General features: G+C 53.2%; 19 protein-coding genes. 10 read left to right on the top strand and 9 right to left on the bottom strand.

Features of this window, described 5'->3' with window-relative positions; translation table 11 throughout:
- Positions 1-115: 115 nt before the first annotated feature.
- On the bottom strand, positions 116-1,504 hold the full coding sequence (locus tag WHS46_05800; protein ID MEJ5348182.1) for an HDOD domain-containing protein: 1,389 nt from the start codon (positions 1,502-1,504) through the stop codon (positions 116-118).
- Positions 1,505-1,678: 174 nt separating this feature from the next.
- On the opposite strand from WHS46_05800, the gene leuB reads away from it, so the two are divergent.
- Positions 1,679-2,761, top strand: a complete 1,083-nt coding sequence (gene leuB / locus WHS46_05795) for a 3-isopropylmalate dehydrogenase (GenBank protein ID MEJ5348181.1) — start codon at positions 1,679-1,681, stop codon at positions 2,759-2,761.
- Between the two features lie 4 nt (positions 2,762-2,765).
- Here the strand turns inward: leuB and WHS46_05790 are convergent, their stop codons facing one another.
- The 7 genes from WHS46_05790 to WHS46_05760 form a co-directional block, all read right to left on the bottom strand.
- Entirely contained in the window at positions 2,766-3,713 is a 948-nt protein-coding gene (locus WHS46_05790) for a DUF523 and DUF1722 domain-containing protein (GenBank protein MEJ5348180.1), read from the bottom strand.
- 27 nt (positions 3,714-3,740) lie between these two features.
- The gene (gene lptD / locus WHS46_05785) at positions 3,741-5,954 is read right to left on the bottom strand and encodes an LPS assembly protein LptD (protein ID MEJ5348179.1); all 2,214 of its coding nucleotides are present in this window, start codon (positions 5,952-5,954) and stop codon (positions 3,741-3,743) included.
- 23 nt (positions 5,955-5,977) lie between these two features.
- Positions 5,978-7,276 (bottom strand): folylpolyglutamate synthase/dihydrofolate synthase family protein, encoded by a 1,299-nt coding sequence (locus WHS46_05780; GenBank protein MEJ5348178.1) that lies wholly within the window; start codon positions 7,274-7,276, stop codon positions 5,978-5,980.
- Between the two features lie 467 nt (positions 7,277-7,743).
- The gene (locus tag WHS46_05775) at positions 7,744-8,352 is read right to left on the bottom strand and encodes an XRE family transcriptional regulator (GenBank protein MEJ5348177.1); all 609 of its coding nucleotides are present in this window, start codon (positions 8,350-8,352) and stop codon (positions 7,744-7,746) included.
- Between the two features lie 573 nt (positions 8,353-8,925).
- Positions 8,926-9,243 (bottom strand): cupin domain-containing protein, encoded by a 318-nt coding sequence (locus WHS46_05770; GenBank protein MEJ5348176.1) that lies wholly within the window; start codon positions 9,241-9,243, stop codon positions 8,926-8,928.
- Between the two features lie 33 nt (positions 9,244-9,276).
- Entirely contained in the window at positions 9,277-10,056 is a 780-nt protein-coding gene (locus tag WHS46_05765) for a 4Fe-4S binding protein (protein MEJ5348175.1), read from the bottom strand.
- A gap of 49 nt (positions 10,057-10,105) precedes the next feature.
- The gene (locus tag WHS46_05760; GenBank protein MEJ5348174.1) at positions 10,106-10,807 is read right to left on the bottom strand and encodes a hypothetical protein; all 702 of its coding nucleotides are present in this window, start codon (positions 10,805-10,807) and stop codon (positions 10,106-10,108) included.
- A 220-nt stretch (positions 10,808-11,027) separates the two neighbouring features.
- Between WHS46_05760 and WHS46_05755 the strand changes: the two genes are divergently transcribed.
- The 7 genes from WHS46_05755 (at position 11,028) to WHS46_05725 (ending at position 16,753) form a co-directional block, all read left to right on the top strand.
- A complete protein-coding gene (locus WHS46_05755) occupies positions 11,028-11,858 on the top strand; it encodes a TIGR02757 family protein (GenBank protein ID MEJ5348173.1) in 831 nt (276 codons plus the stop codon).
- A complete protein-coding gene (locus WHS46_05750; GenBank protein MEJ5348172.1) occupies positions 11,843-12,652 on the top strand; it encodes a transporter substrate-binding domain-containing protein in 810 nt (269 codons plus the stop codon). Before WHS46_05755 ends, WHS46_05750 begins: the two co-directional genes overlap by 16 nt.
- Positions 12,649-13,389, top strand: a complete 741-nt coding sequence (locus WHS46_05745; protein MEJ5348171.1) for an amino acid ABC transporter permease — start codon at positions 12,649-12,651, stop codon at positions 13,387-13,389. The genes WHS46_05750 and WHS46_05745 overlap by 4 nt, the downstream gene beginning before the upstream one ends.
- A 130-nt stretch (positions 13,390-13,519) precedes the next feature.
- Positions 13,520-13,774 carry a glutaredoxin family protein gene (locus tag WHS46_05740; GenBank protein MEJ5348170.1) on the top strand — a complete coding sequence of 85 codons (255 nt, stop codon included), beginning with the start codon at positions 13,520-13,522 and terminating at the stop codon, positions 13,772-13,774.
- Positions 13,771-14,106: a ferredoxin-thioredoxin reductase catalytic domain-containing protein gene (locus WHS46_05735; protein ID MEJ5348169.1), complete on the top strand. Its 336-nt coding sequence runs from the start codon at positions 13,771-13,773 to the stop codon at positions 14,104-14,106. Before WHS46_05740 ends, WHS46_05735 begins: the two co-directional genes overlap by 4 nt.
- Positions 14,107-14,253: 147 nt before the next feature.
- Entirely contained in the window at positions 14,254-15,198 is a 945-nt protein-coding gene (locus tag WHS46_05730) for a tRNA-dihydrouridine synthase family protein (GenBank protein ID MEJ5348168.1), read from the top strand.
- 25 nt (positions 15,199-15,223) lie between these two features.
- A complete protein-coding gene (locus WHS46_05725) occupies positions 15,224-16,753 on the top strand; it encodes an HDOD domain-containing protein (GenBank protein ID MEJ5348167.1) in 1,530 nt (509 codons plus the stop codon).
- 126 nt (positions 16,754-16,879) lie between these two features.
- On the opposite strand, the gene WHS46_05720 is transcribed toward WHS46_05725, so the two are convergent.
- Positions 16,880-17,062 carry a hypothetical protein gene (locus WHS46_05720; GenBank protein ID MEJ5348166.1) on the bottom strand — a complete coding sequence of 61 codons (183 nt, stop codon included), beginning with the start codon at positions 17,060-17,062 and terminating at the stop codon, positions 16,880-16,882.
- 356 nt (positions 17,063-17,418) lie between these two features.
- Here WHS46_05720 and WHS46_05715 point away from each other — a divergent pair, with 356 nt between their 5' ends.
- Both WHS46_05715 and WHS46_05710 read left to right on the top strand, forming a co-directional pair.
- On the top strand, positions 17,419-19,665 hold the full coding sequence (locus WHS46_05715; protein MEJ5348165.1) for a sigma-54 dependent transcriptional regulator: 2,247 nt from the start codon (positions 17,419-17,421) through the stop codon (positions 19,663-19,665).
- Positions 19,666-20,443: 778 nt separating this feature from the next.
- A complete protein-coding gene (locus tag WHS46_05710; protein ID MEJ5348164.1) occupies positions 20,444-21,931 on the top strand; it encodes a CoA transferase in 1,488 nt (495 codons plus the stop codon).

The raw sequence follows: 21,931 nt of genomic DNA, 5'->3' as shown, positions 1-21,931 counted from the left end.
AGTCATAGGTTGAAAATCTTATTGAGGCGAGCTCTTAGGTTCGCCCCTTTGGTTTGCGGGGGCAGAAAGGGTAGGGCCTGACAAAGTTCGGTGACCCCTGGGTTCAAACGAGCCGTCAAGAGTCAAGAGAGGGATCGTCGGGATTGTCTTGAGAGGTTTCGCTATCATCCTGAAGACCCATCAGAAAGTGTCTCACGTGTTCCGGAAGGGCTCCCCCTTTCTTTTCCAGGCTGGGGCGAAGGTGATCCCGGGTGAGGGTTTCCACGTCTTTGACCCGCAGATTCAGGACCCGAAGCCACTCTTCATTGTAGGGTTTCCACAGTGCCTCTTGGGTGGCACCTCCGATGACGTCGGCGCATAGGTGAGAGATATACAACACGGCCACCAAAAGGCGCACCTCGTTGGGAATTTGTTCCGGAGGTGTGAATACTGGATAATCCTGCATTTCCACAGTGCGACAGACATTTTCCGGAATATTCCACTCCTGCAGCAAAAGGGCTCCCAGTTTGGCGGAATCCAGAAGGTCAATGAGGACGGAAAGCTTTGGATTTTGCTTCTTCATGAGCAGAAGAACGCTTTTGCCGATATCATGCAGAAGGGCCACGGTGCTCAGCATGGACGCCTGTTGCCGGGTGACCAGGTGAGCGATTTCATAAGCCACGTGAGAGATCACCACCGAATGATTGTGCAGGGCTCGAAAAGGGGGAGTGTTGGGCATGGTGCGTCGCAGTCCATCGGCGATTACCAATTGATACACCTGATTGAATCCAAGAAGAATAACGGCGTGTTGAAAGTCCGAAATTTTCTTCTGCCAATTGTAATAGGCGGAATTGACCCTTTTAAGGACGGCACTGACCAGAGACGGATCGTTCTTGGCCAAGGCCGCCACCTCCTTGGCCGACACGTTGGCATCGAGAAGCATTTGTGCCAGGCGGCTGGCGTACATGGGCAGCTGGGGCACCTTTTTTAGCATACCCACAATCATTTCCGATTGCGTGTAATCCTGAGTGCGTTCTACGATGTTGCGGCGCGCAAACCGTGTCATGAAATCACACTGAGCCGAAAGGTTTTCCACACGGGCCTGATGTTCATGAAGGCGTCTTTGATAGAAATCCGATAGCTTCTTGGTGAGAAAAGCGATTAGGGGAGGGTCCAAGGTTTCCAGAACGGCTTCCGGAAAGGAAAGAACGAGGGAGGCTTGAGCGGCGACGGCCGCCGTGAGTGTTCCGGAATTGCCGAAAAACAGGCTTCCACAGAAAACGTCTCCAGCCTGGCATTGGGCGATTTGGCGCGCCGTGGTTCCAGAACGTTTCAAAAGCCTGAGGCTTCCTTTGAGGACGAGATGGATCGTGCGGTCTCGTTCTCCTTCACGAAACAGCACATCCCCGGCGCCAAGATTCTTGACAGCGCCTGCGTTGTAGAGCCCGATCAGAACTTTTTCATGGATTCCCGGTAAACCCTTGAACCAATCATGATCTATTGTGACCTTGGTTGTTCCGTGCATGGGGTGCTCCACGTTTAGGGGTTTATGTGCCATCTCTTCGCTTAGATCATTCGGCTGATTGCGTTCAAAAGGTTAAGGAAAATTGACAAGACTTGTGGATAAGGCTACTGTCCGGCCGCTTGGTTCGTGGGGAGACAGAAAAGACATCGGCTGTGGAAGAAAGGCTATGAAGGCATGGAAAAGAAAATTGCGGTCTTGGCGGGGGACGGCATCGGTCCGGAAGTGATGGCGGAAGCCATCAAGGTGCTTGAAGTTGTTGAAAAAGTATTCGGGATAAGGCTGCACTTTGTGGAAGCCGACGTGGGAGGCTGCGCCATTGATAAACATGGTCACGCCTTGCCTGAAAAGACTTTGCAGGTGTGCCGGGAAAGCCATGCCATTCTCTTTGGGTCCGTGGGTGGTCCCAAGTGGGAAGGCTTACCGCCGGAACAGCAACCGGAAAGGGCAGCTTTGTTGCCTTTGCGCAAAACTTTTGATCTCTTTTGCAACCTGCGCCCGGCTCGAGTCTATCCCGCCTTGGCTTCGGCCAGTCCTTTGAGGGGGGATATCGTCAAAAATGGGTTTGACATTTTGTGTGTTCGTGAACTGGCCGGGGGCATTTATTTCGGTCAGCCCAAGGGAAGGGACGGCATCGGAGCGCAAGAACGGGCGTATGACACCATGGTGTATCATCGTTGGGAAATAGAGCGAATAGCCCGAAAAGCGTTTGAGATCGCTCGAACGCGTCGCAAAAAGGTCACTTCCATTGACAAGGCAAATGTATTGACCACGATGGTGTTGTGGCGGCAAGTGGTGACGGAGACGTCTCAAGACTATCCCGATGTGACCCTGAACCACATGTATGTGGACAACGCCGCCATGCAGCTCATGCGCGATCCCCATCAGTTTGACGTGCTCTTATGCGGCAACATGTTCGGCGACATTCTTTCGGACCAATGTGCCATGCTCACGGGATCCTTGGGTTTGCTTCCTTCGGCGAGTCTAGGGGCTTCCGATTTCGGGCTTTATGAACCCGCCGGAGGATCCGCTCCCGATATCGCCGGAAAAGGGATCGCCAATCCCATTGCTCAGATCCTTTCCGCGGCGCTTCTGTTGCGCTACAGCGTGCATCGTGAAGATGCCGCGTTATCTGTAGAACGGGCCGTCGCCGAAACCATTGAAGCAGGAATGCGCACGGCGGATATTGCCCGCGGTGGAGAAACATCGGTGAGCACGGCAGCCATGGGCGATGCCATTGCGGATCGTATACGTCGCTGAAGATTCAGGCATGGTTTCGAAGCTTAAGCTCCAGAGGATGAGGGTTCAGGTAGACCTGGCGTTTCAGGTAAGGCTGATCATATTTGCGCACATAGTGGTTGATTAACGTGATGGGAACGATCAGTGGGTAGATGCCACGATAATAGGCTTCGATGATTTCACGAAGCTCTTCCTTCTCCGATGGAGACAAATCCTTTTTGAAGAATCCCATTAAGTGAAAGAGTACATTGGTATTTTTTTTGACGGTGGCCTTGAGTTTCAGGGCTTCCGTCATAAGCTCTTCATAACGCTGGTAAAGAATGTCCAAGGGCAAGGACTTGCCTTCCGCCACCAATTTTCCCAGTTCCCGGTGATGCTTGGGGCTGTGGGCCATGTACAACAGCTTGTGGTCGGTATGGAACTGAACGAGCCGCCCCAGGTCCTTGCCTTCACGAACATGATCGTGCCAGCGCTTTCGATGAAAGATTCTCTCGACAAAATTTTCCCGAAGAACTTCATCACGAAGTCGGCCCTCTTCTTCTACAGGAAGGTAGGGAAACGCTTTCATGAAGAGCCCGGCAAAGACACCCACGCCCTTTTTTTGGGGCATGCCTTTGCCGTCAAAAATCTTGACCCGTTCCATGCCGCTGCTGGGGGAATTGCTTTTAAAGATAAAACCGCAGAGGTTTTCGTTCTTAAGCTCTTCCAGGCGTTGCGTCGCCCACCCTAGCATCTGGTCCGTGACGTCCCGACGGGTGCGGGTGGTGATTAGACGAGGGTTTTCCGGGTCTCCTTCCAGGTGCATGGACTCTCGAGGAATCCCCATGCCGCATTCCACTTCAGGACATACAGGCACGTATTCAACATAGGCTCCGAGAATGTCCGTCACGTAACGGTCGAGCTTATGCCCGCCGTCGTAACGGACAGGCTGCCCTAAAAGACACGCACTGACCCCAAGCCGTATCTTGTCCATGCCGGTCCTTTCTGAAAGTGTAAATGCCTAGAAGAGATTGTCGTCTCTGGCAAAAGTACCGCCGATTCGACCCAAACCGACCAAAATCAAGGCCAAAGAAACTTCCTTTTCCGAAGCCTCTTCACGATAACTCAGTCGAATTCCCCAGCATCCATGACGGTATTGAACTCCGTAGGTTTGTTTGAAAGACTCCTGCTTGTCGAAGGAATAATCGTAAAGGGCGTATAAACTCAGAGACGGGTGCACCTGGACGTGCATATTCCCGATAATTTCATCCACCGCCATGTCCTGCCGATAACGATACGTGACCTGAGCCGAATCGCCTCGAAGAGAAGTGAGCCACACAGACAAATTATGAAGATTGGCGCGGTTCTCATAAGGCGAATAAGTCACGTCATAAGAAAGGTTCAGGTAGCGTTCCGGAGTAAGGTCCAGAGAGAAGAGGATATCGGAAAAGCGTTTACCGGGTTGGGTTTCAATGGGAGGTTTTGGAATGGGTTCTTCCATCAGATAGGCTTGATGGATGCCGAGTCTTGCCCATTCCTTATAAGCGGCGTAGGGGTCTCCGTTGGGTAAGGTTTGGGTTCTCTTAGCGGTCAAAAAGCTAGAAAAACCGTAAAGGACTGTGTTTTGACGTCCGATGCGGTCCAGGTTGTCAAAATGTGGTAGGTCGTCCTGATCGATATCGGGAATGAAAACATAGGAAAAGTCGGGGCGAACTACGTGCTGCAGTGCCAAAGTGTCCGAAGGGCGATAGACGCGTTCCAGGCGCGTGGATGCGGCGAGACGGGCCTCGGGAACCCATCGGGATTCGAAAGCGGCACCCTTGTCGGCCTTGTCCGCTTGATAAAGGGTGGATCGCAGTCCAAGGGAGGGTTCCAGGGCCAAGTAGGGAAACCACTGGATGGGATGGGCCAAAGCAGGAAAGACATCGGTGCGCAGGCCTGTCTCCCCTTCGGGACGCCAGTAGTGAACGGCGGAGCCCCCCAAGGTGTAATAGGCCGATCCAAGCCCTAGAAGAGACGGTGTCATGTCGGCCCGGACATAGGGCAGGTGCTGCAGTGTTGTTTCATCAAGCTTTCGGTCGAGCTGGTTCCAGTAGCGCACATCGACGCTGGCCACGGCCGAGTCCCATCGTCTTAGAATGTAAAGATTGGATTCTCGCGTCGTCACCGTCTCGTCGTTGAGAATTTCCCTCTGACTGACTTGGCGAAAAGCCCGATTGGTTTCCATGCGGGACACGGATCCCGCTTTGAATTCTTTGAGGAAGTTCCGGTCACTGACCACATCCACATCAAGGAACATTTCGAGGTGATGCGGCAGATTCATCGTGTGGCGGGCCCGCAACCAGTAACGATCGGTTTCCTGAAAGGGATAACCTTTGTTCTGCAGATGACTTGAGTCCGCCTGATCTTCGAGGAAGTTCAAAAGCCATATTCCTTCACCCATCTTCTCATGATGAATACGATATTCGGTGCCCAGCATCACACCGCGCTTTTCCATGAGGTTTGCGTAAAAGGTCCAATCCATGTCTTGACGCCATGCCCAGTAAAAAGGGATTTCCACATAGGGGCCGTGAAGGCTGCTGGTGCCGAAAGTGGGCGTGAGGAACCCCGATTGGCGCTCCCGGTTGACGGGAAAAAGGGCAAAAGGCAAGTAAAACACGGGCACTTTTCCTAACCGGAACCTTCCATGCTTAGCCCAGCCCAAACCGTCCACGGTGATGTCCATCTCCGTAAAGGCGATAGACCAATCCGGAGCAGTCGGGTCACAGGTCGTGAGGGTTCCTCGCGACACATGATAACGGTCGGGACCACGTTTGGTGATGTTTCTTCCTGTGACATAAAAACCGTTTTCGGAAAAATAGACCGTGCCACCGTCGACCCAGCCCGTTTCGGTGTCCAGATGCCATAGGACCTTATCTCCTGTGAGCCAGTCCGATCCGTATCGAATACTGACCGATCCAGCCAGTTGGGCTTCCTGTTTTTCCAGGTCCACCTGGGCCCAATCGGCCCGAATGGATTTGTTTTCCGACGTGATGCGGACATCTCCTTCAGCTTGGTAGATACGGTTAATGGCGTCGTAGTAAAGCCTTTGGGCTTCGATGGTCCAAGGTGCATTCCCTTGAGAAAAGAAGTTTCGGTTTTTCGAGGTGGTGGATGCTGAAGTCTGTGCGCAAAGCGGCCATGGCCCGAGGCATATCAGGGCGAAGCTTATCGCGAAGAAATGAAGGCGAAGCATGAACCGATTTTTGCCCATGGTTTTCAAGCCAGCAACTGGTCATGGGTTTGGGAGGGTTCTCCGTAGAGTTCCTTGACTTCACCGGCGAAGTACAAGGACCCCGTGATACAGACCACATCGTCGACGGTAGCAAGAGCCTTGGCCTGCATGATGGCATCGGCTGGTCTGGGAATCACATAAATTTTCTTGGCAAAGGGTAACGCCAGGCGCCGCAGCACATCGGCCTGGGCGGCTCTTCCGTAGCGAGGTTGTGTGAAAATGGCGGTTTCCGCCAGAGGTAAAAGCCTTCGAAAGATGCCGCGAATGTCTTTGTCCGCCATGATGCCCATGACCAGGTGAAGACGCCGGTTCGGAAAATACGTTTTCAGCGCTGTTCGAAGACATTCAGCGCCGTGAGGATTATGGGCTCCGTCCAGGATCACCAAGGGTTGTTGTTCCAAAATTTCCAGCCGGCCTGGCCATCGGACTCGAAGAAGTCCTTCGGCAATCTTGTCCGGCTCCAATGCCAAAACCTTTTTGCTTTCCAAGACTTCCAAGGCCGCCAACGCCAAAGCTGCGTTGGTGTACTGGTGCTCTCCCAATAACCCCAAAGTCAGCTTGGACCACTGGCGTGCAAGACCTTGATAGTGAAATTCTTGCGGCCCGTTTTTTTGAACCCGAAAATGAAGACCATACCGATAAAGGGGCGCCGCCTTTTTCAGACACACCGTTTTCAAAGTGCTTTGAGCCGCAGGTTGCTTCACCGCGGTCACCACAGGAGTGCGCTCCTTGACGATCCCCGCCTTTTCACGAGCGATGGCCGAAATCGTGGATCCCAGGAATTCCTGATGATCCATGGCCACGTTGGTGATGATAGAAACTTCCGGATGGACCACATTGGTGGCGTCCAAACGTCCCCCCATGCCCGTTTCGATCACGGCCCAATCCACCCTTTCCTGAGCAAAATAGTGAAATGCCATGGCTGTGACCGCTTCAAAAAAGGTGGGCCACTCCTCCCCATGGACCACACGCACCACGTCCTGGAACACTTCGAAAATGCGCTCTGGAGAAGATTCTTCATCATTGATGCGAAATCGTTCTGTAAAGCGTACCAGGTGCGGTGATGTGTAGAGGCCCACTCGCAGGCCGTGACGCGTGAGAATGGAGGAGAGCAGGGCGGCCGTCGAGCCCTTGCCGTTGGTTCCCGCAATATGAATAGCTCGAAAACGCCGATGTGGATTTCCTAAGCGTTCCAAAAGATTTTCCGTCCGGTTGAGCCCGAACTTAATGCCCACTTTCTGAAGACGGCAAAGAAAATCCACCGCCGATGCAAAATCAACCACCGAGCCTGTCATTTCCCTAAGCCATGCATCGTGTTGTGTAAATATGGTCAAAAGTCTGTGAGATCACCCCTGTGTGGGATGGAGTCCCTCCTTTTCCGTACCGCCGTGAATCAATTCTTCCTAGCACAGTTTGAAAGGGGATAAAAGTCGTGAAAAAGAAAAGCGACAGGGCCGGCTTTTCTCAAGGAGCTCGTTCGAGGACCGAGAACCCAAGGTATGAGCACATTTTATGTCATAGGCAGGGGCGAGGCGGCGCCTCGCCCCTACATGCCAAATGCTTTCTTTTGCAGGCAAAGGGGTTCTTCAGCCAGGTCATGAGGCGGGCGGAGACGCCCGTACTCCCAAGGGAAAATGCCCTTTCGGACAGCCTCTCAGGCGCATCCCCAGAACCATCTATTGGCAAAAACCCTAGGGGCTCGAACCGTACCAAAAGGACAGCGCTTCAAGGCTATTGTTTCTAAGATTTGTCACGTGGAGCGAGGAGTGTAAAGGACCGCCACAGCTTTGGCCGGCTTGTCCCCCGCGCACCGAAAACTGTGGCTGATGTCCGAATCCAGGTAAATGCTGTCTCCCGGTCGTAAAATCTCTACGCGGTCAACAGTTCGAAATTCCACTTCCCCTTCCAAAATATAAAGGAATTCCTCCCCCTCATGGCTTTGAAAAACCATCTGATTTGCCGTTTGCAAAGGGAATTCCACGAGAAACGGTTCCATATGCTTGGACCTCTTTCGAAACTCCAAGGATTCGTAAATGTAGTTGGTTTCCCCTTTGCTCTGATGAGGCCGCCTTTCCAGTCGAGAACGCTCGCCGGGTCGCGTGATGGAAATCTTTTCTTCGGTTTCTTGTTCTTGGAAAAAGTGTGCCAGGGTGACATTGAGGGCTCGAGCCAATTTCATGAGCGTGGCGATCGGGGGAACCACGTGGTCGTTTTCAATTTGCGAGAGAAAAGGTTTGGAGAGCCCTGTCTTTTGAGCGAGATCCTGAAGGGTGTACTTGTTCTGTTGGCGAAGTTCCCGCACTTTGTGTCCGATCTTCAAAGCCTTCACAGCCAGGTGGATGTCGTCATGTCCTGCCATCGTGCCTCCTTTGTCGCGTGTTCCGTTGCGGTGCAGCGTCGGCCCGAGGAGCATGCATTTCGGGATGCCCGTTTGCGGAGGGGAAGACATGATGCGCGAGATGGGCCCATGTAAAATCGTGAGGCCAGTTTAGCGGAAACTTGATTTGATGGGAACAAAATTTTAGGTCGAAGATGATCCATGTTTGAAACAGCTTAATGGGACCTGGCGGTTTCTATTCCCTTCCCAGGAGGAACAACCCTGTAGGGGCCGCCCCATATGCCCGCCCGGCGATGAAACCCAACACAAAATCATGGCCCTGTAGGGGCGGACCGACGTGTGCGCCCCGAAACATTCGGGACGGTGGGGGGACGGACGCACACACCGGTGCGCCCCAACAAGGACAATTCCCTCATTCGGGGAACGACAGACGCTCCAGCCGTTCAGATGTGGACGTGTGTGCCACATTTCCTTCCTGCGGGGCACGACAGATCCAGGGGGCGCATGCACCGGCGCGAGCCAGGAGGATGGTGGGTACCTGCATCATATGGCTATCCGCATCAAACGGACACCTCCACCAAACGGATGCCCGCATCAAATGGGTGGAGCGATGGTCACCAGAACGCGCATAGGGGTGCGCGCTTGAACGCCATGAGGTTCCGCAATGTCGCAGATCAGCATATCTCCGGCCATGACGGGAAGATTTCGCCCCTCACCCGCCAGAAACTCTCCTTCGCCTTCCAGGATCAGAAGGCTGACTTGCCCTTCGATGTCATGGGCATGAAGCGGAAGCCCCTGACCCGGAAGAAAGTTGAAATTCAGAATCTTGAAATAAGGGGAATCATGAACCAGAAGCCGCTTCATGCCTTTTTCGGAAAAGTCATTGGCTTTGAAAAGGTTTATTTGTTTCATGACTGGTCTCCTTTCCGGCTCTCGATCGTGCCATCAGGCTTGCTTTTGGGTCGTTTCGATGCCGCTTTTCGGGAGATGGTTTCTTGTTTCCAGCACATTGCCTCGAATACCGAGAACAATCTCCGTCAACGGGACTTCTTTTTCCGCTTTTTCCAGACCCTTTCGGACCACACTCAGCAGAGCGGAACAACAGGGCACTTCCATGGACAGGACGGTGACGTGGCGGATGGTGTTCCGGGAAAAGATTTTGGCGAACCGATCCACATATTCCAGAATGTCGTCGAACTTAGGGCACCCGATCATCACAGCTCGACCGTTAAGAAATCTTTGGTGGAAATCGGGAACGGCCACGGCCGTGCAGTCGGCGGCTACCAGCAGATCGGCGTCTTGAAGAAAGGGCGCATTGGGAGGAATCAGGCGAATCTGCACGGGCCAGTGTTGCAGGGCGGAAGCCGTGGGCACCGAAATCTGCCCTCGACCCATTGGACTTTGCAAGGTGTGGATCTGTTGCGATGGGCATTGATGCACGCCTTGAGGCACGCGGGGTTCCTCGGTTTTCGCCGAGTGCTTGCTTTCCAGATAACGTTCCACGGCCTCGGGATCGAAGTCCTCGGCTTCCCTCTCCACAAGCCTGAGCGCCCTTTGAGGGCACTCGCCCAGGCAGGCACCCAAGCCGTCGCAATAGACGTCCGAGACCAAAGCGGCCTTACCGTCGATAATTTCAATAGCCCCTTCGGCGCAGGCGACGACACATTGCCCGCAACCGTCACAGCGCTCTTGATCGATTTCAATGACTTTTCTCATCACTTTCATGATGCCTACTCCTTCAGTCTTTGATTTCAAAGGCTCGTGAGGTCAGTGATCAAAGTCTTTCGCCGCCGATGAGTCTTTCGGCCATGGATTGGGCTGTTTCCGAAAAAAACGGGTCCTCAAGGCCTTTCAAAAGCGATGCGGCTTGTTCTGGATGTTTGGCCAGGGTTTCTTCCAGTTCTGCCAGGCGGTGAGCGTCTCGAACACACTGTTCATTGACGCTTCCTTTTCCGCCCTGTTGACTCATGGCGTCAATGATGGCGCAGACTTCATGGACTAAGTCCGGGCGCGCTCCCAGTCGTGAAAGTATTTCTTTCGCTGTCTCTGACGCCGAAACCGGCGCTCCTTCAGGCGCGGCCTCATGGAGTAAAGCGGTAATCAGGACCACCGCAGGATCGGCTTCCAAAGGCAAAGCCAACTTTTCCGCATACCGAGCGACGCGCCCTGCATGGGCGATACGTTTGAAGTCACGCCCGAAGTGCTTTTTCATTTCCACAGCCACTCGGTCCTTAAGCAGATGTTCCCTTTGGGCCAACAGTTCGGGCGGAAGCTCCCCCAGGCACTGGTCGGCAAACTTGCAATAGGCCGCGCACCCGAAGTCCATGTGAGGATTCACGAACTTATGGCCGCAGTTTCGACATTTTCGACTGGTTTCATCCTTAAAGAATTCCACCGTCTGACCACATTGAGGGCACTTGGCCTCAAAAATGGCCCCCGGTTTCCAAAATCGGCTATCTTGTCCGGGACATCTCATGGTCTGAATCCTCCTTTCGCGCATCGAGCCCCACGCGGTGATTGCAAAAGTAACTTAAGATCCTTTCTTTTCATGTGCCTTGATTTAAGTCAAAGAGGCTGATTTTTTAAAAGAAACCCCGACGGCCGCGGGACCTGCCCTTGCCATCAGCACAGAATGCGTTAAAGAAAAGAAAAATTTTTGTGACGATAACGGAGCTGGACGACGACAGGACGAATCGGTGAAGGACGGCGAGCGACTGAAGGCTTTTTTGGATTTTGTCTATCATCGGTATCATCGAAGGGAACTGGTTCCTCCGGACCCATTGCAGTGCTTGTACGGTTATGATGACGTAGCAGACCGGGAAGTTGTGGCCCTTCTTGCCGCTTCACTGGCCGTGGGAAGAGCTCAAAGCATTGTTCGGCAGGTGGAAGCCATTCTTCCTCGCATGGGAGCTCATCCCGCATACTTTCTGCGACACGCCGATGCCGTTAATCTGGAGGAGGTCAGTCGAGGGTTTCGGTACCGTTTCTTTAACGAAGAAGATCTTGCAACGTTTTTGAAGCGCTTATCTTCTGTGCTTGGAGAGTACGGATCCCTGGAATCGGCCATGGCTGTGTGCCTCAAGCGTTCCCGAGGCGAATTGCTGGAGGCTTTAAATCACTTTGCCGGCCTTATGGCGTATTCGGGACCTCATGAGAGACCGACGAGGAACCGCTTGGTGGCGATTCCCGCCTCAGGCAGCGCATGTAAGCGTTGGCATCTTTTCCTGAGATGGATGGTGCGCTGTGATACTGTGGATCCAGGCGGCTGGTCCTGTCTGCACCCCAAAAGCCTCATGGTTCCTGTGGATACTCATATGTTCACCGTTGCTCGAATCTGCGGCCTGACGCAACGCCGACACAACGATTGGAAAACCGCTTTGGAAATCACCGAGGGCTTTCGGCGACTCATGCCCGAGGACCCGTGCCGTTACGATTTTTCGCTGACTCGAATGGCCATGAGGGATAGAAACATTTTATTCAGTTGGTACAAACCAAGCGAAGGAGGGACAGAATGCGAAGATTTCTAAGCATGGCTCTGGTGATTGTGGGTGTCGTCTGTGCGGCCTTTTCCGTGCAAGCTGTGACGCCGCACGATATTTTTCAGGCCAGCACACTGAACAAGATCCTCCAGCGTGGCACCCTGATCGTCGGCATGGAAGTGGAATACTATCCCTTTGAATATGCCGACACCAAAGGCAATCCCATGGGTTTTGACGTGGATCTGGCCAAACTCATCGCTCAAGAACTGGGAGTCCAGGTGGAAATCAAGGACATTGAGTGGACCGGCTTGATTCCAGCGCTTCAAAGCGGAAAGGTGGATATGGTCATTTCGGGAATGACGCGCACTCTGGAAAGGGCCAAAGCGGTCAGCTTTACGGAGCCGTATTTCGTCACTGGTTTGTGTGCCTTGCTGAGTGTCAAAAGGGCCGCCGATGTGAACACCGTGGATCAACTCAATGCCCCAGGTCGCATCCTTGCCGTCAAGACAGGCACGACGGGAGATCTTGTGGCCACAAAGCGTTTTCCGAACGCTACCATCAATCGCTTTAAGGATGAGACGGCCTGCGTGCGGGAAGTGGTGGACGGGCGGGCCGATGCCTTTTTCTATGATCAAATCTCCATTGCCAAACACCACAGTCAAAACAAGGAGACCACGCGGGCCATTCTCAAGCCTTTCACCTATGAACCCTTTGCCATGGCCATTCGAAAGGGGGACTTCGACTTCCTGAATTGGCTGAACACTTTTTTGGACACCATCAAGGGTGATGGCCGCTATGACGAGCTGTATCGAAAGCATCTTGGAGCCGTGATCAACCCATGATGTATCGTGTTGTAGTCCGTTGTGTCCTCGGGGCCTTGGTCGTTGCGACCTTGGCCCTTTTGCTGGCCACACTGCAGTACCCTTGGAACTGGCGGGTGCCATGGCAGTATCGAAGCCTTTTCTTCCAAGGCTTTGTCTACACGCTCCTTATTTCGCTTGGGGCCATTGCCTTGGGCTTTGTGATAGGAGTTGCCGGAGGCTTGGCACGGGTTTCCAAAAGCGAAGTGTTTCAAGCGCTTGCGTCCTATTATGTGGAGCTGTTTCGAGGCACGCCTTTGCTGGTGCAGATCTATATCTTTTACTTCTGCTTGGCTACGGCCGTCCGCTATGACAACCCTCTCGTCATCGGCATGGTCACCCTGGCTTTTTTTTCAGGGGCTTACATCACCGAGATGGTGCGTGCCGGCATTGAGTCCATTGATCCCGGCCAAATCGAAGCGGCCAAATCCACGGGGCTCAACGAACGCCAGACCATGCGCTATGTGGTTTTGCCGCAAGCTTTTCGGCGTATCATTCCTCCGGTGACCGGACAATTTGTTTCTCTGATTAAGGATTCATCCTTACTTTCCGTTATTTCCGTTCGCGAACTCACCAAAGCCTCCGAAGTGATCAACGCCAGCACCTACAAGACCTTTGAAGCCTACTTGCCTTTGGCCCTGCTTTACTTGGCCCTCACCTACCCCTTGTCTTACCTGACGCGTAAGTTGGAACAGCACCTGATCAACGGCAAAAAATAACCTATGGCAAGAATCCCCGTCAGCGATGACAAAAACAGCCGGACTTGCATTGGAGAAGCTCGGCCTTTATGTTACAAGGGCAGCTACTGAGATGATTGCGACGATGCACTTGACGAAAAGGAGAAGCGCCATGTCGAATAAGTCGGTTAAGCTTTACGCCCTGAGCACCTGCATTCATTGCCGTCACACAAAGGATTTTCTCAATGAATGCGGTGTTACATATGATTGCGTGGAAGTGGATACCTTACAAGGGGAAGAACGCCAGGCAATGATCGAAGAAGTCAAACGTTTCAACCCCAACTGCACCTTTCCGACCATTCTTATCGGGGACAAGGTCATCGTTGGGTTTCGAAAGGACGAGATTGAGGAGGCTTTGAACTCATGACAGCCGCCGAGCTCTACGAAAAGCTGCGTCCCATTCAGGAGGCCAAGGGATATTATTTCAATCGAGATCTTGAAGGCATGACCTTTCCTCTTCTGGAGAGCCTCCTTATCAACAAGGAACGGTACGGGTACATGGTGTGCCCGTGCCGATTGGCGTCCGGCGATCGCGAAAAGGACCGGGATATCATCTGCCCGTGTGTGTATCGAGATCCTGATGTGGCCGAATACGGCAGTTGTTATTGCGGTCTCTATGTTTCAAAAGACTGGAACGAAGGAAGAATAGCGCACATCACAGTTCCTGAAAGGAGACCTGTGGAAAAGATTTTTGCTTGAGACATAAGAAAGTGTCAAAGGGCCGGGGGGACCTTGGGACGAAAAGGGACGGTTGGTTTCCCCCTGCCGATTTGAGAAAGCTTTGAGGATTCGGTTCCATTGCTTCTTGGAAACCTGAAAGTTCAAACGCCGTGGATTTTGGCCCCCATGGCGAATTTGACCCATGCCTGTTTTCGAGATCTGGTGGCTCAGTGGGGTGGGTGCGGCCTCTATTATACGGAAATGCTCAATGCCCGGATTGTGGCGTCTTCAAATCCGGAGAAAGATCCTTACTGTGACGCCGGCAGGCAGGACAGGCCTAGAGCGTGCCAAGTTGTGGGGGATGATCCCACGATCGTGACCAAAGCTTTTGGTAAGTTGCAGGAACTTGGCCGATTTGATGCCTTTGATTTCAATCTGGGATGTTCCCGAGGTCTGCCGGCTCGGCACGGATGGGGAGCGGCTCTTCTAAAGCGACCGCATCGGGTACGAGAAATTCTTAAGAAAGTCCGGCGCGAACTGCAAGGACCACTCCTGGTAAAAATGAGAATTCCCGAAGATGGGGATGGGCCGCCGGAACATTGGGCGGATCTGCTTGACGAGTGTGGAGTGGATGCTGTGGTGTTCCACGCGCGCTATGCTCGAGATCTTTTTAAAAGGCCTGCTCGATGGAAGGCCCTGAAGCGTTTCAGGAGCGCCTTTTCCAAGCCGCTTATCGGAAACGGGGACGTTTTTTCGCCGCACGGTGCCGTGCGTATGATGGAAGAGAGCGGATGCGACGGGGTCATGATCGGCCGTGCGGCCCTGATGCGGCCGTGGATCTTTTTCGATGTCAACCATTTTTCTAAAACAGGCACCGTGCCCGATCCTCCAAATGTCGCCGAAGTTATCGTTGCCTACGCTGAACTTCTGTCGTCGCGTTTGTTGGAACCCGAGGCGGTGCGGCGTTTTCGGCTTTTCGCTTTTTGGATATGCCAAAATTTTCGCTACGGAGCATACTACTACCATACATCGTGCCGCGCCTCGAATTTTCAGGCCATGGTGGAGACCCTGCACGGCTTTTTGTCCCGAGAACCGCTTCCCGACTACCCCGTGCGGCCCTTGATGATGTGAACTGAAAAAAAATGAGCCGGATCCTATGAAAGAGTCGGAAAAAGGGACACCCGGAAGCGGTTCTGAAATGTCCGGTTTTCGAGGGACTAATTATTGGGCTCGCCAAGTGGGGCGCGAAGAGTTGCCGGTGCTTCGCCCAACGGTTATGGCCATTGCGCGAGTTTTTACCCAGGCGGGCACTTCTTCCTCGGCCATGGCGGAAGCGGTTTCCAAAGACCCGTTCTTGAGTGCTCGAATCCTTCGCATGGCCAACAGTGCTTATTACAATCCTGGGCTTAAGAAAGTCACGGCCATTCCAAGAGCCGTGGTCGTCGTGGGTTTTGATGCTGTGCGTCAGGTCTGCCATTCGGCACGCTTTATAGAGGAAACCTATAGTGGAGCGCGGCTTCAGGCAATTTTGCGGCGTGTTGTCGGCGCTTATAAGCAGGCTCTTTTAGCGCAATGGTTAGGTGAGACCCTTCGAGACGGCTCTCCGGAGGAGCTGTTTACGGCCGGGCTCCTCTTAGACATCGGGCTCCTGGGTCTTTTATGCGTGGTTCCCACAGAAGCCGTAACGGCTTTCACGGAAAAAAGTTCGCGTTGTCCTGTTCTTGAGCAAGCTTTGGTGGAAAAAGAGGTGTTCGGTTTTGAGGCACGACGACTCAGTGTGCGCCTTGCCGATGAATGGAGCTTGGGCGATTTGGTGAAAAGGGCGGCTCAGGACCGTGAGGATGTGGAGATAAGAGTTCATTGTGTGCGACTTGGGGCGACACTTACGGCGGCTTTTGAGGAAGGTCGCGATGCGGCGGCCCTGAGCGCGGCGCTTGAAACGGCCGTGGATCGCCTGAAAATTCCCGAAGCTTCTGTGCTGCGCCTCTTGCATGCGGCTGAAAATAAGGCACGAGAATTTTCCTCTGAGCTTCCGCTTTTGGAGGGGAAGCTGCCGGAGCCGAAAGGTCCCGCGACACCGTTGGCCCATATGGCACCAGGACTTGCGCAGTCCAACGTAATCCAGGCACCGGAGTTCTTGGTTTTGGAAGAGTTGCCTCGGGCTCCGGCTGATGCCGAAAGACAATTGGAACTTTTGGACGATATGATCACCTACTTGGTGGATTCTAGCCGTGCCCACACTCAGGGTCTTCTGGATCGGGCCGCACAAGGGCTTTTGGAAGGAGTTGGTCTGGACCGCGTAATTTACTTTCGTGTAACCCCAGATGAAAGATTTTTGGAAGTGAAGTCTCTTTACGGCCCCTTTGACGGACGCTTGCAAGGGCTTCTCGTGCCCGTGGATTCTTATCCCAACATCTTTGCCCATGTGCTTCGAGGTCCTCCATGGTTGTGGGTGCATGAGAAAAGTCCAGCCAGTGTTAAGAGCCTTGTCACTCCAGAGGTGCTGCAATTCTTTTCCTCTCGAGAATTCCTTGTGGGGCGCGTAGGGATGCCGGCGCACCCGGCAGGAGTGCTTGCCGGCGAACGCCTTGCAAAGAATTGGCCTATAGATGAAAAGGCTTTTCTTGCCTTTCGGCGTTTTTGCGACCTGACAACCCTTGGTTTTGCCCTGTTAAGGCGAACTTAGACCTCCATCCCATATAGAAGCAGAATGGCTCATCCTCGGGCTTGAGCCCACCAGAAGGTTTAAAAAGGACCAAAAAAAGCCCGGCTGAAGGCCGGGCTTTTCGAATGCATCAGGAATGGTGAATTTCTAGTGAGTAGAAGAGCTTTCGGTCACTTCTTCTCCCGCATCTCGAGCCCATTCGGCATGGAGCCGATCCATCCAGACATCTCCACCGCCACCTAAAAAGTCAGCCACATTTTCCACGCCCCAATGGGTCATCCACAGCGGCCGACGTTCCTTTCGAAGTTCCTCAATGTTCAGTGTCACCATGGTTAACCTCCTTTATCTTTTCGAGAAATCTTTCTCGATTTTTTTCTTGCTCCTAACCTAAATCCTTTTTCCTGAAGATCAAGGGGGTGGGGCGATGTTTTGATGAAAGAAGCGTTTGAGGGGCGAAGCTGGTTGACAGAAGCCGTCGACCGGTGCCATCATAGACACAATCGAGCGGTTTTCCTTGTCCATGTTGGTGGCGACCAATCCCTGTCTCGCTCCTTACGGCATTTCGGTCTTGGAAGCGCAAAATCTCGTGTCGGTTTTCTGCATAGAGGGTTTTCTTGCGAACCGGGAATACCTCACGGAGATATGGCACCCAAAGGCCATGGGCCGGCACGGACCGGAGGGATAGGATGGCCGGAGAGACCTTTCAAGGTTTTTTCCTTGTCGATTCCAAGTTCAACATTGTCCACATGAACGAAGCGTGCAAACAAAGCCTTGGGATCGGCAACGGGTTTCCATCGCAGCGCTGGAGCTTGGAAAAACTCTTCAAGGCGCTGCAATGCTCCATAACACCACGGCAGCTGGTCGCCGATTTGCGCCGCGCCTCGGGAAAATCTCTATACTACCAAGGGCGCTCCCCTTCCGAAAATCAAGTCTTGCATCTGGTCTTGGAGCAGGTGCCGGTCAAGGGCAAGATGGTGTTGGTGGGGTTGATTCATCGGGGGAACCTTCCCTCACCCTACGAGTCCCCAAAAACAGAGGGGACTGGCTTGATGCAATGGATCGTGGACGGTCTACGGGATGGTTTTTTTGTCGTGGAAGCCCGATCCAAAATCATTGTGTATGCCAACGAAGCCTTTCATTTAAAACGTGGGCTTAGACCCCCATTGGCCGTGGGCAAGAGGTGCTACCAAGCTGTTCTAGGGCTTGTGGATTCTTGCAGTTCCATGGGGCGAAGGTGTCCGCTGGAATCCATGGACTCCGACGCGTTTCCCGCCTTTTGCCCTAATGGAGAAGGAAGCCCTAATGGGACCACCCTGGTACGCTTGACGCCTTTGCGTCACGACGGAGAGGGGTTCTATGTGGCCGGCATGGAATGGGCCTCTTCGGAGCGGGCGTTCATAAGTCAAGCCAATGGGGAAGCTTTCAAGGCCGGGGAGAGGACAAAGACCACAAGGGCTCCCACCTACATACGATTGCAAGAGGTGGTTTCAAAGGCCACACGAGCCCCGACCCTTAAAACCCTTCTGAGCGTGCTCTCTCAAGCCGTACACCAGGATGTGGGACCCATGGATTTGGTTTTTGTTCTTCCCGATGCCGCAGGAAAAGATTATTTGGTCCTTTCCGAATCCTCAAACATTTCATCCCAAGAGCTTCAAAATTTAAAAAACATGCTGTTTGAAGCGAAACGTTCGAGCCGTCATTTCGATAAACTACGTGATCCAGAGCGTGTCGAAGAGAAGGCTTCTGCCTTGGAAGCCATTCACGGTCTTCTGTGCAGATGGGCGGCTCCACGAAATATTGTGAGTTTTGGTCTTTTCGACGTTCCCCGAAAAGATTTCGCCATGTATGTGGCCATCTCCGGTGTGCTTCAGTCTCTTTCGGACGATCTGCGCGGCTATATGGACGCTCTTTTTTCCTTAAGCTTTGGAGCCGTAAACCGCCTCATTGTGGAAGAGACGGCCGTCGCCAGCCCTTCCTTTCACGAAGCTGCGTTGGTTGGACGAGACGGCATTATCGGTCGCAGCAAGGAAATGCTTGAAGTCTTCGAACTCATCGATCTTGTGGCCGCCTCCGACGCCACTGTGCTCATCACAGGGGAAAACGGCACGGGAAAAGAACTGGTGGCTCACGCCATTCATCAGAGAAGCCATCGCAAAAAAGGACCCTTCGTGGTCGCCCATTGTTCGGCCTATTCTCCTACCTTGCTGGAAAGCGAACTATTCGGCCACGAAAAGGGGGCCTTTACGGGAGCCATTCGCCGTAAAATGGGCCGAATCGAAAGGGCCCAGGGAGGGACCCTCTTCTTGGATGAAATCGGTGATATTGCCCCTGCAACCCAGGTTTTGCTGTTGCGGTTTCTTCAGGACCACCGCTTTGAACGCGTCGGCGGAGAATCGACCCTGCAGGCGGATGTTCGAGTTCTGGCAGCTACGAATCGAAACCTTCTGGAAGAGGTGGAAAGCGGCCGTTTTCGAGATGATCTCTACTACCGACTGAACGTCATCTCCATTCATCTGCCTCCCCTGCGGCAACGCAAAGAGGACATTCCTCTTTTGTGCCATTATTTTCTCAAGAAATACAGTGCCAAGGAAGGAAAGACCGTCACCAGCTTTTCTTCCGGAGCCCTTCAGGCTTTGATGGACTACGATTGGCCGGGAAACGTGCGGCAGCTGGAAAACGCCGTAAGCCATGCCGTCATTCTGGCCCAGGAAGACACCATTCGGCGCCAACACTTGCCCCGGTTTTTATTCCATGCCCACGACCCGACTCCTACCTCCGCGTCTCTAATGGAAAACGAAAAGCGCTTGATTCTTCAGGTGCTTCGACAAACCCAATGGAACAAACACGAAGCGGCGCGAAAGCTTCAGGTGAGTCGAAGCACCCTATACAGCAAGATTCAACGCTACGGACTTCGGCCCGAAAACAGTGTTTAAAGTGTGGAACACTGGGTCGGATCTAAAACATCTTCACTATATGCCATATTATTAAGAAGATGCATCATAGAAACAAAGTATGCTGTCGTATTTCAGTCTAAAGCCCAGCATCCTTTCGGTCTTAAGGACCGAGCGACAGGAAAAGCGAAGAGGTTTTGAACTTCCTAAGAATCTAAAAACACCTTGAAAGAGAATGCGTGAAATGAAGCACAACATAAACGAGGGTGTTTGGCTCGGAATTTGTAAGAGGAAAGGGCGGTGATACCATTCAAGGCGAAGTAGCATCGGAAGGTGGTTTCGAAGCCGGTTTTTCCAGGCGGACATCCTTTCTCATGCTTCCCTTTCTTTCGATGAGGCGGCGCACCCATTCCTCATTCCACATCGGACGGTTGTTCTTTTTCCATAGCAGCGAAGCATCCATACTTTGCATGACCTGAGAAAGGGCGGGCTCGTTCCGGTCGGTCTTGGGCAAAGGCTCGTGGCACAGGGAGTCCTCAAGCTTCCCCCTGGCGAAGGAGGCGGCTGAGGCGTGCCAAGAAACGCCCGTGTTGCCATGTGGCGTGTCGGGCTGGTTTCCGAGGATTCAAGATGATTGTGCGGTAGGGAGTGGCAAAGTCTGTCAGGAAAGGGGGTGGGAGAAGGCGAAAGGGCTGCATGAAGCAGCGGGACTTCGGAACGTAGAAAAGGCCTTGTCGAGGCGGTGGGAGCGTTCAGAAGCCCGAAGGATTCCACGGAGCTCATGGGGTGGTAAGGTTCCGGAACTCAAGGAGGTCAAAAGATGGCGAAAAAACTTCGGGAAGTGGAGATTAACAGTCGGGAGGATACCCTGACATTGATGGGGCCGGATGTTCGGCCATGGCCGGTCACGCCGCCTCCTTCTCCGGAGGAAGTGGCCGCCGTCTATGCCCGAAGAAAGGCGGAAGAATTCGGTAAATGGTGCGAAGACAATCTGCGCATTGAATACGCGAAGGGAAAACCGGAAGCCTTGCAGGGGGTTCGAGTTTTGTCCTGCGGTCTTTGGCGCATGGGCCACAAGTTCGCTGCGGGACTTCTTGGCGAGCTCGGCGCTGAAGTGATCAATGTGGAACCGCCTGAAGGAGATCCTTTGCGTAAGCTGACCCCTTTTGGCCGTGAAGAATACATGCTGGAGGACAAGAGCGGCCAAAAATGTGGACTGGATTTTATTCATGAGCTGCGCAACGCCTATTCTGTGACCATCAATTTGGAAACGGAAAAGGGTCGCGAGCTTTACACCAAACTGGCTCAACACGCCGATATTCTCATCGAAGAATACCCTCCTGGATACATGGATGAACGGGGCATCGGCTATCGCCAACTTTCCCAAATCAATCCCAGACTCATTTACTGTTGGATAGGTGAGCACGGCCAGTGGGGGCCTATGAAGGACCGGGTGTCCAAATACGGCCAGTGGATGTTGGATCCCTTTGGCCAGGCGGCCTGTTCGTTCATCCATAATACCGGTTTTCCCGAAGACTTGTTACCGCGCGGCAAGGGCGGTGATCCGACGCGTTCGGGTGTCTGGTTTGCCGATTATGTGGCCGGAGAACAGACGGCGGTCAATGCTTTAGCAGCGCTGTACTGGCGCGATGAGTTCAGCGGGGAAGGCCAATTCATTGAAACCACGGCGGCCGAAGCCCTCATGGACATATTGGACTTTGACATCACGTGGTATGGATTCAACAAGAGCATCAAAGCCCGCACTGGCGGTTGGGACCCCAACCTGAACCAGTATGCCTGGAACCCGTGTAAAGACGGTTACATGATGATCGGTGGCCAGACCGACCGTCTGTGGTACCGCATTGGTATGTGTATTGAGAGGGAGCTTCCCATCTTCGGTCGTCTCATTCATGAAGACCCTCTATTGAAAGAGATGGCCGCCCGCAACGCCTTACAAGCCCTTACCAAGACCTACACCATGACCACCATGTGGCTTCGGAACATCAACCGCGTGGAAGCCGAAGAAAAGCTCATGCAATACGAAATCGCCGCCGGTCCTCTGCTTTACATCGATGAAGTGGCCGAGTTCCCGCACTTCAAATATCGGCCGTGGGTCAATGTCCTCGAGGATGAAGAGTACGGGACCCTCTTGTACGCCGAATCGACCAACGCCTACCAGATGCGTACACCGGCCCGCGTCAAATGGCTCGGTCGGCCTCTGGGCAAGGACAACGCCGAAGTTTTCATGAAGTACATCGGCTTGGGGCAGAGCGAATTGAGGGAACTCAAGGAACAAGGAGTGGTCTAA

Origin of the sequence: Desulfosoma sp., assembly GCA_037481875.1 — a bacterium.
GTDB lineage: Bacteria > Desulfobacterota > Syntrophobacteria > Syntrophobacterales > DSM-9756 > Desulfosoma.
This window is presented reverse-complemented; position numbering and strand designations above follow the sequence as displayed.

What these genes read in the sequence shown, in the direction of transcription:
- WHS46_05730 (MEJ5348168.1), top strand. Translation starts at nt 14,254, where the DNA reads ATGGCGAATTTGACCCATGCCTGTTTTCGAGATCTGGTGGCTCAGTGG.
- WHS46_05745 (MEJ5348171.1), top strand. Translation starts at nt 12,649, where the DNA reads ATGATGTATCGTGTTGTAGTCCGTTGTGTCCTCGGGGCCTTGGTCGTT.
- WHS46_05765 (MEJ5348175.1), bottom strand. Translation starts at nt 10,056, where the DNA reads ATGAAAGTGATGAGAAAAGTCATTGAAATCGATCAAGAGCGCTGTGAC.
- WHS46_05710 (MEJ5348164.1), top strand. Translation starts at nt 20,444, where the DNA reads ATGGCGAAAAAACTTCGGGAAGTGGAGATTAACAGTCGGGAGGATACC.
- WHS46_05760 (MEJ5348174.1), bottom strand. Translation starts at nt 10,807, where the DNA reads ATGAGATGTCCCGGACAAGATAGCCGATTTTGGAAACCGGGGGCCATT.
- WHS46_05740 (MEJ5348170.1), top strand. Translation starts at nt 13,520, where the DNA reads ATGTCGAATAAGTCGGTTAAGCTTTACGCCCTGAGCACCTGCATTCAT.
- WHS46_05715 (MEJ5348165.1), top strand. Translation starts at nt 17,419, where the DNA reads ATGGCCGGAGAGACCTTTCAAGGTTTTTTCCTTGTCGATTCCAAGTTC.
- WHS46_05735 (MEJ5348169.1), top strand. Translation starts at nt 13,771, where the DNA reads ATGACAGCCGCCGAGCTCTACGAAAAGCTGCGTCCCATTCAGGAGGCC.
- WHS46_05775 (MEJ5348177.1), bottom strand. Translation starts at nt 8,352, where the DNA reads ATGGCAGGACATGACGACATCCACCTGGCTGTGAAGGCTTTGAAGATC.
- WHS46_05725 (MEJ5348167.1), top strand. Translation starts at nt 15,224, where the DNA reads ATGAAAGAGTCGGAAAAAGGGACACCCGGAAGCGGTTCTGAAATGTCC.
- WHS46_05800 (MEJ5348182.1), bottom strand. Translation starts at nt 1,504, where the DNA reads ATGCACGGAACAACCAAGGTCACAATAGATCATGATTGGTTCAAGGGT.
- WHS46_05720 (MEJ5348166.1), bottom strand. Translation starts at nt 17,062, where the DNA reads ATGGTGACACTGAACATTGAGGAACTTCGAAAGGAACGTCGGCCGCTG.
- lptD (MEJ5348179.1), bottom strand. Translation starts at nt 5,954, where the DNA reads ATGCTTCGCCTTCATTTCTTCGCGATAAGCTTCGCCCTGATATGCCTC.
- WHS46_05770 (MEJ5348176.1), bottom strand. Translation starts at nt 9,243, where the DNA reads ATGAAACAAATAAACCTTTTCAAAGCCAATGACTTTTCCGAAAAAGGC.
- leuB (MEJ5348181.1), top strand. Translation starts at nt 1,679, where the DNA reads ATGGAAAAGAAAATTGCGGTCTTGGCGGGGGACGGCATCGGTCCGGAA.
- WHS46_05750 (MEJ5348172.1), top strand. Translation starts at nt 11,843, where the DNA reads ATGCGAAGATTTCTAAGCATGGCTCTGGTGATTGTGGGTGTCGTCTGT.
- WHS46_05790 (MEJ5348180.1), bottom strand. Translation starts at nt 3,713, where the DNA reads ATGGACAAGATACGGCTTGGGGTCAGTGCGTGTCTTTTAGGGCAGCCT.